Origin of the sequence: Streptomyces regalis, assembly GCF_001509475.1 — a bacterium.
Lineage (GTDB): Bacteria > Actinomycetota > Actinomycetes > Streptomycetales > Streptomycetaceae > Streptomyces > Streptomyces regalis.
In genome coordinates this window covers 13,362-27,110 of record NZ_LLZG01000345.1, presented here as the reverse complement: position 1 = coordinate 27,110, position 13,749 = coordinate 13,362, and the positions used below count along the sequence as shown (strand labels likewise).

Sequence of the window (13,749 nt, the reverse complement as noted above, 5' to 3'; positions counted from 1 at the left end):
TCCATATCCAACCCATTTGTGCGTCATGAGAGGGGTGCAGGTGCAGGGCAGTCAAGAACGTCACGTGGCCGCGGTATGCGCCTGGGCCGCTGTACTCATCGGCCTGCTGCCGGGGCTGATCCTGCAGACCTCGGAAGGGCACATCCTCGCCGCACTCGTGGTGCAGTGTGTCGTCGTGGCGCACACTGGTTGTGCGCTCACCTGGGTGCTCACCGGTACGTCGGTACGTTTCGTCGCCTTCGGTTTCTGGCTCTTCGCCTATGTATGGCTCGGGCTGGCACCGCTCGCCATGCTCGCCACCGACACCTACCCCCTCGGATACCGGACCGACGACGCCAACGCCTTCTCCGTCACCGTCCTGATCGAAGTCGGGCTCCTCGCCTACAGCGCCGGATCGGCACTGGCCGCCAGGCGTGCCGAGAAGCGCTCGCCCGTCCTCGAACCGCTGCTCTGCCGCAGGCTCGCACCCTTGCCCGTGCTTCTGCTGTCCGGCCTGTCACTCGTTCTCGCGGTCGTCCTCATCCCCCGGATGGGAGGATGGGCCGCCTTCTTCACCAGCAGACAGGCACTGTGGCAGTCGGAGGCCGCGACCGACACGGAGCGCACGCTGCGTACCTGGATCCTCGCCGTCCCCGCCTTCTGGGCGTTGATGGGCCTGATCCACCTGCCCCGCCGCACGACGGGCGACCGGTTGCTGCGCGGCGTCCGCTGGATGCTGCTCCCGCTGCTGCTCGGGCTCAATGTGGTCGTGAACAACCCGATCAGCAGGCCGCGCTTCTGGGCCGGAACCGTCCTTCTGGCACTGCTGTTCTCATGGAGCCGGTTCAACCGGCCACGGGTCTTTCGCATCACCGCCGCGGCACTCACGGCGATGGTGCTGCTCGTCTTCCCGTACAGCGACTACTTCCGTTACAGCCAACGGGAAGCCGTCCATGTGGTGAGCCTGACGGAGCAGCTCACCTCCAACATGGACTACGACTCCTTCCAGCAGATGCAGACGGGCGTCGACTACGTGGAGAAGAACGGCTTCTCGCCGTCGGACGCGCTCGGTCCCGTGGTGTTCATGGTGCCGCGCTCCGTGTGGCCGGAGAAGCCGCAGGCCCTCGGCATCACACTCGCTCAGCACGCGGGCTACGAATTCTGGAACCTGTCGGCACCGCTGTGGATCGAGAGCTACACCTGGGCCGGCTTCCCCGCCGTGGTGGCCGTCTTCTGGCTGCTGGGTGCCGCCGGACGCCGTGTGGACGACATCCGGGAACGACTCCGGGACAGACCGGCCACGCTGGCGTTTCTGCTGGTCCCTGCCTTCGCCTTCTATCAGCTGATCTTCCTGCGCGGCAGCCTCCTGGCCATCGTGGGGCCGATGCTGCTGCTCCTGATCACCCCGCTGTTCATCACCCGCCGCGCCGCCCGGTCGATCCGGTTCCCTTCACAGGCGCCGCCGCCCGCGCCCCCCAGCCACGCATCCATCCCCGGAACAGGAGGCATCCGTGACCAGCTCCGCCAGCTTCGATGACCGGTACGGCGAACCGGACCAGCTCCGCGATCAGCTGCGCCAGCTGCTGAGGTACCGCGTGACCATCGCGCTGGGCATCGTCCTCGGGCTGCTCGGGGGACTGCTGCTGATGCTGCTCCGCGCGGGCAACTACACCTCCACCGGTGAGGTCCTCGTCCGTCCGACTGTCGACCCGTTCAGCACCATGGGCGTGTCCGTCGACGGCCAGGTGAGCATGGGCACCGAGCAGCAGATCGCGCTCAGCGCCACCGTCGCGGCCCGTGCCGCGAAGTCGTTGCGCGAACCCTCCCGTGCCGATGCGCTGCTGGAGGAGCTGCGTGTCAGCAATCCGCCGCACACCCAGATTCTCAGGTTCGAGTACACAGCCGGCACTGCGAAGCGGGCGGCCCGGGTCACCAACGCGTTCGTCGACGCCTATCTCGCCGACCGCAAGGAGCGGACCGAGGCCACGGCGGCGCGGATGAAGAGCACGCTGAAGCGTCAGATCGCCCCGCTGACCATGAAGAACACCGCTGAAGGCGGCAAGCCCGGAAGCCCGGCTGTGCGGGAACAGATCAACGCGCTGCAGAAGCGGATCTCCGACCTGGAGGCCCGCGACACCAGCGGAGGCGACGTCGTACGCAAGGCCGAGCCGCCGAAGCACCCCGCGGGGCCGGGGCCGGGGACGCTCATCGGCCTCGGCCTGTTGGGCGGTCTCGTCCTGGCCGTCGTGCTCGCCTGGCTGCGGTCCGTCCTCGAACCACGGGCCCGCTCGGTCGGCGAGGTACAGGGCGCGCTGGGCGCCCCGGTGCTGGCCGTCATCCCGGGGACCGGTACCGACAGCGAACTGCTGGAGGTCGGCCGGGTCGCCAGCAGCCGCGCGGAGGCGTACCGCACTCTCGCCTTCCATCTCCGGCACGGCGATGCCCGAATGGCCGGCGGCACACTGCTGGTCGTGGCACCGAAGCAGGACCACGACGACGAGGCGACGGCCGTCAACCTCGCCGCCGCGTTCGCCGAGGCCGGTGAGGACGTACTGCTGGTGGACGCCACCGCGAGCACACCGGGCCTCGCGGCACGACTGCCGCTGCGGACCGAGGACTTGGGTGACGACGCAGATCAGCCCCGTCTCCTGGACGGCCGGGTCGTCGTCGACGCGGGCACGGCGGGGCGCATCACACTCTCCCCCGACAGACGTGGCGTCACCAACGGCGACATCCCGATGTCCCCCATGGTGGCGCGTGTTCTGTCGGCGGCCGCTTCCGGAAGGTCCGCGGTCGTCGTCACACGGCCGCTGCTCGAACACGCCGACGGTCTCGCGGTCGCCCAACGCGCGGACGGTGTCCTCATCGTGGGCGGAATCGAGCACACCCGGCGCGACGACCTCAGGCAGGTTCGCGAGCTGATCAGCTGCTCGGGTGGGCGCATCGTGGGAGCGGTGTTCTGCATGGGCACCCGGCGAAGCCTGCTCCGCGGTGCCCTGGACCGTGTCCGCCGTCTCCAGGAGCGGGGCTCGTCCACCATGCCGGCCGCCCGTGCCGAGGGGGCCGAGGGTCTGACCGTGGCCGCGCGTCACGGCGGCGGCGAAACGCAGGAAGTGATCTCCCGGTCGCAGCAGAGCTCGTCCGCGCAGGACGACACGCTCACCGCCTCCAAAGGATGAGCGCCGCCGGCACGGCCCTTCCCGCAGTCGGCGGGAAGGCCGCCCGGAGCGGGGTCGCCGCCACGGCGCGGGGCGGGTGGTGGGGCTTTTTGGGTTCGACGGTCAGCGCCGTCTTCGGCTACGCCCTGGTCATGCTGGTCACTCGTGCCCTTGGGGCGCACGGGTCGGGAGCGGTGTTCACCGGCGTTGCCGTCTTCACCATCCTCAGCAACACCTGCAAGCTCGGCGCCGACACAGGGTTGGTGCGCTTCGTCTCCCGTGACGTGGCCACAGGCGGCGGCCGGCAGGTGGGGGCACTGCTGCGCACCGCGGTCGTACCGGGAGCCGTGGTGAGTACCGGGGCCGCCGCGCTGCTGTTCCTGTCTCCCTCGACGGCCACCTCGCTGCTGCCGAACCTGGCCCCGGACGACGCGGTCACGCTGGTCCGGCTCTTCGCGCTGTTCCTCCCCCTGGCCACGGTCACCCTGATCCTGCTCGGCGCGACCCAGGGCTACGGCACGGTGACTCCCCTCGTCGGGGTCGAGCAGATCGGCAAACCGGTCCTGCGCGTGCTGATCGCCGTACCGGTCGCGCTGCTGGCTCCCGGTGTGCTGAGTCTGGCCGCCGCCTGGCTCATTCCCACCCTGGCCGGCGTCGTCGTCGCCTGGCACGCGCTGCGCCGGTGCCGCCGTACCCACCTCGGACATCCCGCAGGACCCGGCACGGCCGTCACCCGGCACGGATTCTGGGCATTCGCCGCGCCCCGGGCGATCTCCTCCGTCTTCGACATCAGCGCGGTCTGGGTGGGCGTCATCCTGGTGTCGAGCCTGGCCACGAGCGAAGAGGCGGGCATCTACACAGCCGTCGGCCGTGTCATCGTCGCCGCGACGCTGCTCCAGCTCGCCATCCGCCTGGCCTTCGCCCCGGAGATCAGTCGGCTCCTCGCCGTGGACGGGATCCAGCAGGCCTGCCATCTGCATCGCATCTCGACGCGCTGGATCGTGCTGTTCTCCTGGCCGCTGCTCGTGCTCCTCATGAGTTTTCCCGGCACTGTCCTTTCCTTGTTCGGGCCCGAGTTCGTGCGGGGGGCGGACGCGCTGGTCGTGCTCTGTGTTGCCTCGGCGGTCAACGTCGGGGTGGGCAACGCCCAGACGGTGCTGCTGATGGCCGGCAAGAGCTCGTGGCATCTCGCGGTGACCGGCGTCGCGTTCGCGGTGCAGCTGGTCGTCGGTGTTCTTGCCGTGCCCCGTTGGGGCGCTCTGGGAGCCGCCCTGTCATGGGGAGCGGCGATCGTCGTCGAGAACCTCGTCTCGGCTGCCCTGGTGCGACGGCACCCGGGCTTTTCCATCGTCGACCGCGGGTACCTCCTGGCGACCGGCGCCGGGCTCTGCCTCACGGCGGCGCTGGTCCTTCCCGCGAGGCTGCTCACTGGTGACACGGCCGTCGGACTTGCCGTCGCAATGACCACGGGATTTTCAGTATTCGGTATAAGTTTGTGGCGATTTCGCACACCTCTGGGAGTGCGTGAACTCGTCGGTGTCCTGCGCGAACGCGCCACATGAGGCCGTCTCAGAACGAGACAGCCACACCTCCTCCCCTCCTCACCACTCGTACTCGCTGCAACCCGGGAAGTTCCATGCGCCTCAGAAAAAGCATGAAGAGGGGGGCCACCACGGCTTCGGCTGTGGCCCTCCTCGCGGCTGCCTCGCTCATCACGGCTACGGCCTCGGCAGCCGACGGCGACCAAAAGACCCTGACCGCCGACACCTTGGCGACCTGGCAGACCGACGGCATCGTCTGGTCGATCGAGTACGCAAACGGTGTCGTGTACGTCGGCGGAACCTTCGACAAGGTCCGCCCGCCGGGCGCGAAGTCCGGCCGGGGGGAGGTCGCGCGCAAGAACTTCGCCGCGTTCGACGCCGCCACCGGCAGGCTCCTGCCGTGCGCCCCGCGCTTCTCCGGCGGCGGTGACACCGTACGGGCGCTGAAGGCGTCGCCGGACGGCAAGGTGCTGTACGTCGGCGGCTCGTTCACCAAGGCCGGCCAGGCCGGGGTGTCCAGTGCGGTCGCGCTCAACACGGCCGGCTGCTCGCTGCGCGATGACTTCCGTCCGCATCTGTCGTCGTTCGTGCGGGCCATCGAGACCATGGGCGACGCCGTCTATCTGGGCGGCGACTTCATGGTCGCCAACGGTCAGGACCGGGAGCGCATCGCGGCATTCACCCCCAGCGGGAAGCTGCTGCCGTTCCAGACGGAGATCGACGCTCCCGTACGGGCCATCCTCGCCGTGCCGAAATTCGGCAAGCTCCTCGTCGGCGGCGACTTCTACATGCTCAACGGAGAGCTGGAGAAATCCCTCATCGCCCTGCACCCCGGCACCGGCAAGACGGTGACCTCGTACGCGGACTGGCTGCCTCCGAGGTCGTCCGTGAAGGCGCTGGCACACGACGAGACCAACTTCTATGTCGCGGCCGAGGGCAGGGGGACGGGCATCTTCGACGGCCGCATCGCCGGCCGCCTCGACAACGGCAAGCTGGTGTGGAAGGACACCTGCCTGGGCGCCACCCAGGCCGTCGCCGTGCACAACGGCGTTCTCTACAGCGGGTCCCACGCCCACAACTGCCGGGACACCCCCGGTGGTTTCCCCGAGTTCAACAACCGCCAGCACTTCCTGGCCCAGTCGGTCCGCGACCGGCACATCCTGCACTGGTTCCCCGACACCGACGGAGGGACCGGAGAGGGCAACGGCCCCCGAGTGCTGAAGATGGTCGGCCAAGTCCTCTGGGCGGGCGGCGAGTTCACCGAGGTCAACGGCAGACGGCAGCAGAGCCTGACCCGCTTCTCGGCCGGACCCGACCGGGGAGCCCCGGAAGACGTGCCCGAGCTCAAGGCGTCGGTCTCGCGTGACGGCCGGGTCACGCTCTCCTGGCGTGCCACCTGGGACCGGGACGACGCGGAGCTCACGTATCGGATCTACCGGGACGGCAACCTCGTGGCCTCGCCGACGCGTCGGTCCACCGAGTGGGACCGCCCCACGATGGAGTACACGGACTCCGTCGCCCCGGGCTCCCGCCACCGCTACCGGATCGCCGTCACCGACGGCGAGAACACCTCACTCAGGTCGAAGGCGCTCGTAGTCACCGCGGTCGCCGCGGTCGCCGATGAGCGTCAGAAGGAAAAGCGTTGATGGGAGAACGTCTCGGATACGCGCCGGGGGTCTTCGACCTCTTCCACGTGGGCCATCTGAACATCCTGCGCCGGGCGCGCGGGCACTGCGACCGGCTCATCGCCGGTGTCTGCTCGGACGAGCTCGTGGTGCGCCTGAAAGGCAGGCCGCCCGTCGTACCACTCGCCGAGCGGCTGCAGATCGTCCGCAGCGTGCGCTATGTGGACGAGACCTTCGTCGCGACCGTGGACGACAAGATCGCAATCTGGAAGGAACTCGGCTTCGACGTCATCTTCAAAGGCGACGACTGGCTCGGCACAGACGTCTGGACGATGCTCGAAACCGAATTCGCGAGGGTCGGGGTCGAGATCGTCTACTTCCCCTACACCGTGCACACCTCCAGCACGCTGCTACGGGACGCGCTACGCCTCCTCGCCCAGCGGGACCCTTCCGAGCCGGTCGCGGGACAGCTCGCGGGACCGCGTCCCTGAGGGATGCAGAGCCGGCGAGGGCCGCGGGGGTGCTCACCCTCGCGGCTCACCTCATGTGGCAGGCCGGTCACAATTCGTGAAGATTTCTGTGCAGAGCGGCACGGACTCCAGCCGCACCACGACGGCAACGAAGGAAGGTGTCGAATGGGATATTCAGGCCGCTGGATGCGGCATTCGTCCCGATACTGCATAGTCACGCTCGCCGCGGCCTCCGCCCTGCTGGCGGCAGGCCTGTCGCAGCCGGCGTCGGCAGGCGACGTACCGTCCGTCACCGCCGCGGCCACGGATGCCGACAGGGCCGCCCGCGACGGCGGCACACCGGTCGGCATCAGCACATTCTCCCAGGGCTGGACCAGCCCCTGGGGCATATCGTTCCTGCCGGGCGGACGCTCGGCGCTGGTGACGGGACATCTTTCCTACAAGGTCCACAGCCTCGACCGCGACGGCTCCAAGAAGCTGGTCGGCGAGGTGCCGTACGCGGTCCAGCAGGGCGCCGTCGGGCTGCTGGGTGTCGCTGTGTCACCGACCTGGAACGGCACGTCGGACAAGCGCGTGTTCTTCGTCCACACCACGAAGGCCGGGACTCGGGTGGTGAGGATGAGCTACGACGGCAGATCGCTCAGCGGTTACACGCCGATACTCACCGGAATCCGGCACAGCGACCTGGAGCACAACGGCGGCCAGATCGCCTTCGGTCCCGACGGATACCTCTACGTTTCGACCGGCGACGCCCTCCAGCCGCATCTCGCGCAGGACAAGAACTCCCTCAACGGAAAGATCCTCCGGATCACCAAGACCGGCGCTCCGGCCCCCGGAAACCCGTTCGGCAACCACATCTACAGCTACGGCCACCGCAATCCGCAGGGCCTGGCCTGGGACCGCAACCGCCGGCTGTGGTCGGTGGAAATCGGCAACGCGAAGCACGACGAGCTCAATCTGATCAAGCCCGGAGCCAACTACGGCTGGCCCACCTGCGAAGGCAACTGCACGGCCCCGGGCATGACCAACCCGAAGGCGACCACCACGCCGGAACAGGGCACGCCCGCCCAGCTCGCGGTCGTGAACAACGTCATTTACGTGTCGTCGCTCCGGGGGCAGCGGCTGTGGCGCGCCCCGATCGACGGGAACGCTGAGCGTGTCGGCACGATGAGCCATTTCTTCGCCCGCCAGCACGGCCGGCTGCGCGCCCTCGCGAAGGTGCCCGGCGCGAACGAACTATGGCTGGGGACCGCTGGCTTCGGACCCGGCAAGGACAAGATCCTCCGCGTGCACATCAAGTAACCCCCTCAAGTACCCCAGCCACGCAACGGGAAAGGACGTACGACCGATGAACGAAACCAAGGAACAGCTGAAGACCGTCGAGCAGACCTCCTCGAAGGAGACGGACCAGGCCACCTGGCAGACCCCCGCCTACGAGGTCGTGGACACCGCGCTGGAGGTCACCGCCTACGCCCTCAGCTCCCGCTAGCCGTTGCCATGCTGCTGCTGGTACTTGGCACCGCCGCCGGCGGCGGCATCCCCCAGTGGAACTGCGCGTGCCCGGGATGTGCCTGGGCACGCGTCCATCCGCACTGGCGCCGTCGGCACGCCTCGCTCGCCGTACATACAGGAGAGGGCCGCTGGTACCTCGTCAACGCGACGCCCGACATCGGCGACCAGATCGAAGCCCGGCCCGAGCTGCACCCGGGGCCCGGCCCCCGGCAGACCCCGATCGCCGGCGTGATCCTCACCGACGCCGAACTCGACCACACCCTGGGCATCGCACGACTGCGTGAGGCGACCGGCCTCCAGGTGAGGGCGACGGCCCCGGTCCGTCAGGCGCTGCTGGAGCGCCTGCGCCTCGGTGCGGTGCTGGCGCCCTACACCTCCGTGACCTGGCGGGAGCTGCCCGCGCGTGGCGCCGAGCCCCTCGACCGGGAGGCGGGCGGCCTGCAGATCAGCGGCATCCCGGTGTCCGGCAAGCGCCCGCGGTACGCCGCCGATGCCCCGGACGACGAGGCCTGGGTCGTCGCGCTGCGCCTGTACGACCCCGCCTCCGGCGCGTCCGCCCTCTACGCCCCCGCACTCGCCGCCTGGCCCGACCGCCTCCAGCAGGCCGCCGCCGAGGCCGACTGCGTCATCGCCGACGGCACCTTCTGGGACGACGAGGAGCCCCGCCGTACCGGCATCTCCGCCCACACCGCCACCGGCATGGGTCATCTGCCCATCGAGGGACCGGGTGGCACGGCCGACCGCCTCGCCTCCCTATCCGCCCGATGCCTCTACACACACCTCAACAACACCAACCCCCTCGTCGATCCGGCGGCGCCCCAGCACAAGCGGCTCGCCCGGCTGGGCATCGAGGTGGCGCAGGACGGGATGGTGATCGAGCTTTGAGCGCAACAGCTGTGAACACGAGAACCGCTCCGCTGCCGGAGCCCTGGAGCCCCGCGGAGTTCGAGGCACGACTGCGCGCGGTGGGGGAGGAGCAGTACCACGACCGCCATCCCTTCAACATCCGGATGCACAGCGGCGATCTCAGCCCTGACGAACTCCGCCGCTGGATCGTCAACCGCTTCCACTACCAGCGCCACATCCCCGTCAAGGACGCCCTGATCACCGCCAAACTGGACAGTCCCGAGCTGCGCCGCATGTGGCTGCGCCGCATCCAGGACCACGATGGGCCGCGGGACGGCGAGGGCGGCATAGAGCGCTGGCTGCGCCTTGGCGAGGCGGCCAGCCTGGAACGGGAGATGCTGCTGCGTGCCGACTCCGTGCTGCCGGGCGTACGACTGGCGGTCGACGGATACGTCAACTTCTGCCGGCTGCGCTCGCCCCTCGAAGCCGTCGCCGCCTCGCTCACCGAACTGTCTGCTCCGGATCTGATGCGCACCCGCGTAGACGCCTTCGAGCGCCACTACCCCTGGATCGACGCCGACGGCCTTGCCTACTTCCGCACCCGCGTCTCCCAGGGCCGGCGCGACAGCCGGGAGGCGCTCGACCTGGTGCTGACCTGGGCCCGCAGCCGGGACGGCCAGGAGCGTGCCGTGGCCGCGCTGCGCTTCAAGTGCGACGTGCTGTGGTCGCTGCTGGACGCCGTGGACCGCGCGGGCCGCCGGGAGCAGGAGTGACGGCGGCCCCCGGGACCGACTGGCGGCCCGTCCTGGCCCCCGCCATCGTGAGACGGCACGACCCCGTACGCGACGTCGACCTGCTGCTCCTCCCGGAGCGCGTCGGTGTCCTGACGGGCTCCGCCGCAGCGGTCGTCGGCCTGTGCGACGGCACCCGCAGCGTGCCCGACATCGTCGACGACCTGGCCGAACGCTTTCCCGGCGCCCCGGTGGCGACCGACGTCCCCCCGTTCCTCGAGCGGATGCGCAAGGAGGGCTGGCTCCGATGACCTCTGCCGACCCGTCACCCGCCCGCCCCTGGGCGCTGCTGGCCGAGCTCACTCACGCCTGCCCGCTCCACTGCGGCTACTGCTCCAACCCCCTTGAACTGACGCGCCGTTCGCACGAGCTGACCACAGACCAGTGGACGGACGTGATGCGCCAGGCTGGCGAACTCGGCGTCGTCCACACCCATCTCTCGGGCGGCGAGCCGCTGCTTCGCCGGGACCTGGAACAGATCGTCACCGCGGCCGAGGCCGCCGGCATCTACACCCAGCTGGTCACCAGCGGCGTGGGCCTGGACCAGGCCCGGCTGGACGCGCTCGCCTCCGCCGGACTGCGCAGCGTCCAGCTGTCCGTCCAGCACGCCGACCCGCGCGCGTCGGACCGGATCGGCGGACGCCGGTCCTTCGCCGAGAAGGAACGGGCCGCCCAGCTCGTCCGGGCCGTCGGCCTCCCCCTCGGCCTCAACGTCGTCCTGCACCGCGAGAACCTCGACGCGATCGACACCATCGTCGAGCTGGGCGTGTCCTGGGGTGCGGACCGCGTCGAACTTGCCAACGTCCAGTTCTACGGCTGGGGGCTGCTCAACCGCGCCGCGCTGCTGCCGACGCGCGAGCAGCTCGCCGGGGCGCGGGACGCTGTGGAGCGGTGGCGAAAGAGACTCAATACCGGACCTGAGCTCGTCTGGGTCGTCCCCGACTACTTCGACGGAGTCGCCAAGCCCTGCATGGGCGGCTGGGGAGCGGTCTCGCTCACCGTCACCCCGGACGGCACCGTCCTGCCCTGCCCGGCCGCGGCCGCGCTGCCCGGCCTGGACCCCCCGAACATCCGGGACCGTCCCCTGGACTGGATCTGGGAGCACTCCGCGGCGTTCACCCGCTACCGCGGCACCGACTGGATGGCCGACCCCTGCCGCAGCTGTGCCCGGCGCGACGAGGACTTCGGCGGCTGCCGCTGCCAGGCGTACGCGCTGACCGGCGACGCCGCCCGTACGGACCCCGCGTGCCGGTTCTCCCCGGACCACGGGGTGATTCGGGTGCCGGCGGACGAGGGCGCGGACGCAACCGCTCCGGTCAGGCGGCGCGTACCCGGTCGATCCGAGGGCGCGGCCACCTGGGTTTGACCTTCGTCACCCTCGGGGTATTCTCTCCGGCTCGATTGGCCAGCCCCCTGCCCCATATGGCAGACTGTCCGAGTTGCTCGGTCGAGTGTTGATGCTGCGCGCCTCCCGCCGGGAGGACCGGAAGCGAGTCCCACAGTACTCGTCGCCCTAACTGCCGTAAGGCAGCGCTGGGGCGGACGTACGGGAATCTTTCGGGAAGCGTCAGTGCGGCACCGACCAGGCACCCGGTGGGCCTTCCGCCCCCGGCTTGCGGTTCCGGAAGGGCCGCGCTCCCAGACAAGGGATGTTCGAACAAGGGGCATCTGTGTCAGCGAGAGCGCGACACGCCCGACCGCGTGGGTCGGAGGAGCGGGCAGAGGAACACCAGGTTCCAGAGCGTAAGAGAGACAGGACTACTGAGTAGCCATGGCGGGACAGAAGATCCGCATCCGGCTCAAGGCCTACGACCACGAGGTCATCGACTCCTCGGCGAAGAAGATCGTCGAGACGGTGACGCGCACTGGTGCGTCGGTCGCGGGCCCGGTGCCGCTGCCCACTGAGAAGAACGTGTACTGCGTCATCAAGTCGCCGCACAAGTACAAGGACTCGCGCGAGCACTTCGAGATGCGCACGCACAAGCGCCTGATCGACATCCTCGACCCGACGCCCAAGACCGTTGACTCTCTGATGCGACTCGACCTCCCGGCCGGTGTCGACATCGAGATCAAGCTCTGAGGGTCGGTGATCTGAGAATGGCTAAGCAGATCAAGGGCATCCTGGGCGAGAAGCTCGGCATGACGCAGGTGTGGGACGAGAACAACCGTGTTGTTCCGGTCACCGTCGTCAAGGCCGGCCCCAACGTCGTGACCCAGGTTCGTACCAACGACGTCGACGGCTACGAGTCGGTCCAGATCGCCTTCGGCGAGATCGACCCGCGCAAGGTGAACAAGCCCCTCAAGGGCCACTTCGCCAAGGCCGACGTCACCCCCCGTCGTCACCTCGTCGAGATCCGCACCGCTGACGCCTCCGAGTACACGCTCGGCCAGGAAGTCACGGCCGAGGTCTTCGAGGCCGGCGTGAAGGTCGACGTCACCGGCAAGAGCAAGGGCAAGGGCTTCGCCGGTGTCATGAAGCGTCACAACTTCAAGGGCCTCGGCGCCGGTCACGGCACCCAGCGCAAGCACCGCTCTCCCGGTTCCATCGGTGGCTGCGCCACCCCGGGCCGTGTGTTCAAGGGCCTCCGCATGGCGGGTCGCATGGGCAACGAGCGGGTCACCACCCAGAACCTGACCGTCCACGCCGTTGACGCGGAGAAGGGTCTGCTGCTCATCAAGGGCGCGGTTCCCGGTCCGAACGGCGGCCTCGTCCTGGTCCGCACCGCGGCCAAGGGGGCCTGAGGTAACCGATGAGCACTGTTGACATCCTTTCGCCGGCGGGCGACAAGGCCGGTACCGTCGAGCTCCCCGCGGAGATCTTCGACGTAGAGAAGATCAGCGTTCCGCTGCTTCACCAGGTCGTCGTCGCGCAGCTGGCCGCTGCCCGCCAGGGCACGCACAAGACCAAGACCCGCGGTGAAGTCCGTGGTGGTGGCAAGAAGCCTTACCGCCAGAAGGGCACCGGTCGCGCCCGCCAGGGTTCGACCCGCGCGCCGCAGTTCGCCGGTGGTGGCGTCGTGCACGGTCCCGTGCCGCGTGACTACTCGCAGCGGACCCCGAAGAAGATGAAGGCCGCGGCCCTGCGCCACGCCCTCACCGACCGGGCCCGCAACAACCGCATCCACGTCGTCTCCGGCGTGATCGAGGGCGAGACCCCCTCCACGAAGGCCGCGAAGAGCCTGTTCGGCAAGATCTCGGAGCGCAAGAACCTGCTCCTGGTCGTCGAGCGCGCCGACGAGGCCGCGTGGCTGTCCGCCCGCAACCTGCCCCAGGTCCACATCCTGGAGCCGGGCCAGCTGAACACGTACGACGTTCTCGTCTCGGACGACGTGGTCTTCACCCAGGCCGCCTTCGAGTCCTTCGTGTCCGGCCCGAAGGCCAATGACACCGAAGGGAGCGAGGCCTGATGGCTATCCGTCACCCCGCCATTGCCTCGAAGGCCGCGAAGAAGGCCAAGGCGGCTCGCGTCGCCAAGGCGCGTCGCCACGCCGCCGAGGGCAAGAACACCGTCGTCACGCCGGCGAGCAAGTCGTTCACGGACCTCCGTGACATCTTGATCAAGCCGGTCGTGTCCGAGAAGAGCTACGCGCTCCTCGACGAGAACAAGTACACGTTCGTCGTCGCCCCGGGCAGCAACAAGACCCAGATCAAGCAGGCCGTCGAGACGGTCTTCGAGGTCAAGGTCACCGGGGTCAACACGATCAACCGCCAGGGCAAGCGCAAGCGGACCCGCACGGGCTTCGGCCAGCGCGCGTCCACCAAGCGCGCGATCGTGACCCTCGCTGAGGGCGACCGTATCGACATCTTCGGCGGTCCGACCGCCTGAG

At 69.2% G+C, this 13,749-nt stretch carries 15 protein-coding genes; all 15 read left to right on the top strand.

From position 1 onward, the window contains the following. The first annotated feature begins 64 nt into the window (after nt 1–64). On the top strand, nt 65–1,516 hold the full coding sequence (locus ADL12_RS28695) for a hypothetical protein (RefSeq protein WP_062706793.1): 1,452 nt from the start codon (nt 65–67) through the stop codon (nt 1,514–1,516). Next, complete coding sequence (locus ADL12_RS28690) at nt 1,491–3,158, top strand: hypothetical protein (RefSeq protein ID WP_062706791.1); 1,668 nt, start codon at nt 1,491–1,493, stop codon at nt 3,156–3,158. The genes ADL12_RS28695 and ADL12_RS28690 overlap by 26 nt, the downstream gene beginning before the upstream one ends. Further along, a complete protein-coding gene (locus ADL12_RS28685) occupies nt 3,155–4,699 on the top strand; it encodes an oligosaccharide flippase family protein (protein WP_062706789.1) in 1,545 nt (514 codons plus the stop codon). Before ADL12_RS28690 ends, ADL12_RS28685 begins: the two co-directional genes overlap by 4 nt. Nucleotides 4,700–4,791: 92 nt before the next feature. Continuing rightward, nucleotides 4,792–6,324, top strand: a complete 1,533-nt coding sequence (locus tag ADL12_RS28680; RefSeq protein ID WP_244188087.1) for a fibronectin type III domain-containing protein — start codon at nt 4,792–4,794, stop codon at nt 6,322–6,324. Next, nucleotides 6,321–6,794, top strand: a complete 474-nt coding sequence (locus tag ADL12_RS28675) for an FAD synthase family protein (RefSeq protein ID WP_208614637.1) — start codon at nt 6,321–6,323, stop codon at nt 6,792–6,794. Before ADL12_RS28680 ends, ADL12_RS28675 begins: the two co-directional genes overlap by 4 nt. A gap of 144 nt (nt 6,795–6,938) precedes the next feature. Next, the gene (locus tag ADL12_RS28670) at nt 6,939–8,075 is read left to right on the top strand and encodes a PQQ-dependent sugar dehydrogenase (RefSeq protein ID WP_079052333.1); all 1,137 of its coding nucleotides are present in this window, start codon (nt 6,939–6,941) and stop codon (nt 8,073–8,075) included. Between the two features lie 46 nt (nt 8,076–8,121). Further along, entirely contained in the window at nt 8,122–8,262 is a 141-nt protein-coding gene (gene pqqA / locus ADL12_RS28665) for a pyrroloquinoline quinone precursor peptide PqqA (RefSeq protein ID WP_062706782.1), read from the top strand. A gap of 8 nt (nt 8,263–8,270) precedes the next feature. Then, nucleotides 8,271–9,170 (top strand): pyrroloquinoline quinone biosynthesis protein PqqB, encoded by a 900-nt coding sequence (gene pqqB / locus ADL12_RS28660; RefSeq protein WP_062706780.1) that lies wholly within the window; start codon nt 8,271–8,273, stop codon nt 9,168–9,170. Nucleotides 9,171–9,181: 11 nt separating this feature from the next. Further along, nucleotides 9,182–9,904, top strand: a complete 723-nt coding sequence (pqqC, locus tag ADL12_RS28655) for a pyrroloquinoline-quinone synthase PqqC (protein WP_062706778.1) — start codon at nt 9,182–9,184, stop codon at nt 9,902–9,904. Further along, nucleotides 9,901–10,173: a pyrroloquinoline quinone biosynthesis peptide chaperone PqqD gene (gene pqqD / locus ADL12_RS28650; protein WP_062706776.1), complete on the top strand. Its 273-nt coding sequence runs from the start codon at nt 9,901–9,903 to the stop codon at nt 10,171–10,173. Before pqqC ends, pqqD begins: the two co-directional genes overlap by 4 nt. Continuing rightward, nucleotides 10,170–11,288: a pyrroloquinoline quinone biosynthesis protein PqqE gene (pqqE, locus tag ADL12_RS28645; RefSeq protein ID WP_062706773.1), complete on the top strand. Its 1,119-nt coding sequence runs from the start codon at nt 10,170–10,172 to the stop codon at nt 11,286–11,288. Before pqqD ends, pqqE begins: the two co-directional genes overlap by 4 nt. A gap of 405 nt (nt 11,289–11,693) precedes the next feature. Further along, on the top strand, nt 11,694–12,002 hold the full coding sequence (gene rpsJ, locus ADL12_RS28640; protein WP_003948644.1) for a 30S ribosomal protein S10: 309 nt from the start codon (nt 11,694–11,696) through the stop codon (nt 12,000–12,002). 17 nt (nt 12,003–12,019) lie between these two features. Beyond that, nucleotides 12,020–12,664, top strand: coding sequence for a 50S ribosomal protein L3 (gene rplC, locus ADL12_RS28635; protein ID WP_062706771.1), 645 nt, complete (start codon nt 12,020–12,022; stop codon nt 12,662–12,664). Between the two features lie 8 nt (nt 12,665–12,672). After that, nucleotides 12,673–13,329, top strand: coding sequence for a 50S ribosomal protein L4 (gene rplD / locus ADL12_RS28630; RefSeq protein WP_062706770.1), 657 nt, complete (start codon nt 12,673–12,675; stop codon nt 13,327–13,329). Continuing rightward, on the top strand, nt 13,329–13,748 hold the full coding sequence (gene rplW, locus ADL12_RS28625; protein WP_062706769.1) for a 50S ribosomal protein L23: 420 nt from the start codon (nt 13,329–13,331) through the stop codon (nt 13,746–13,748). Before rplD ends, rplW begins: the two co-directional genes overlap by 1 nt. Nucleotide 13,749 lies beyond the last annotated feature (1 nt).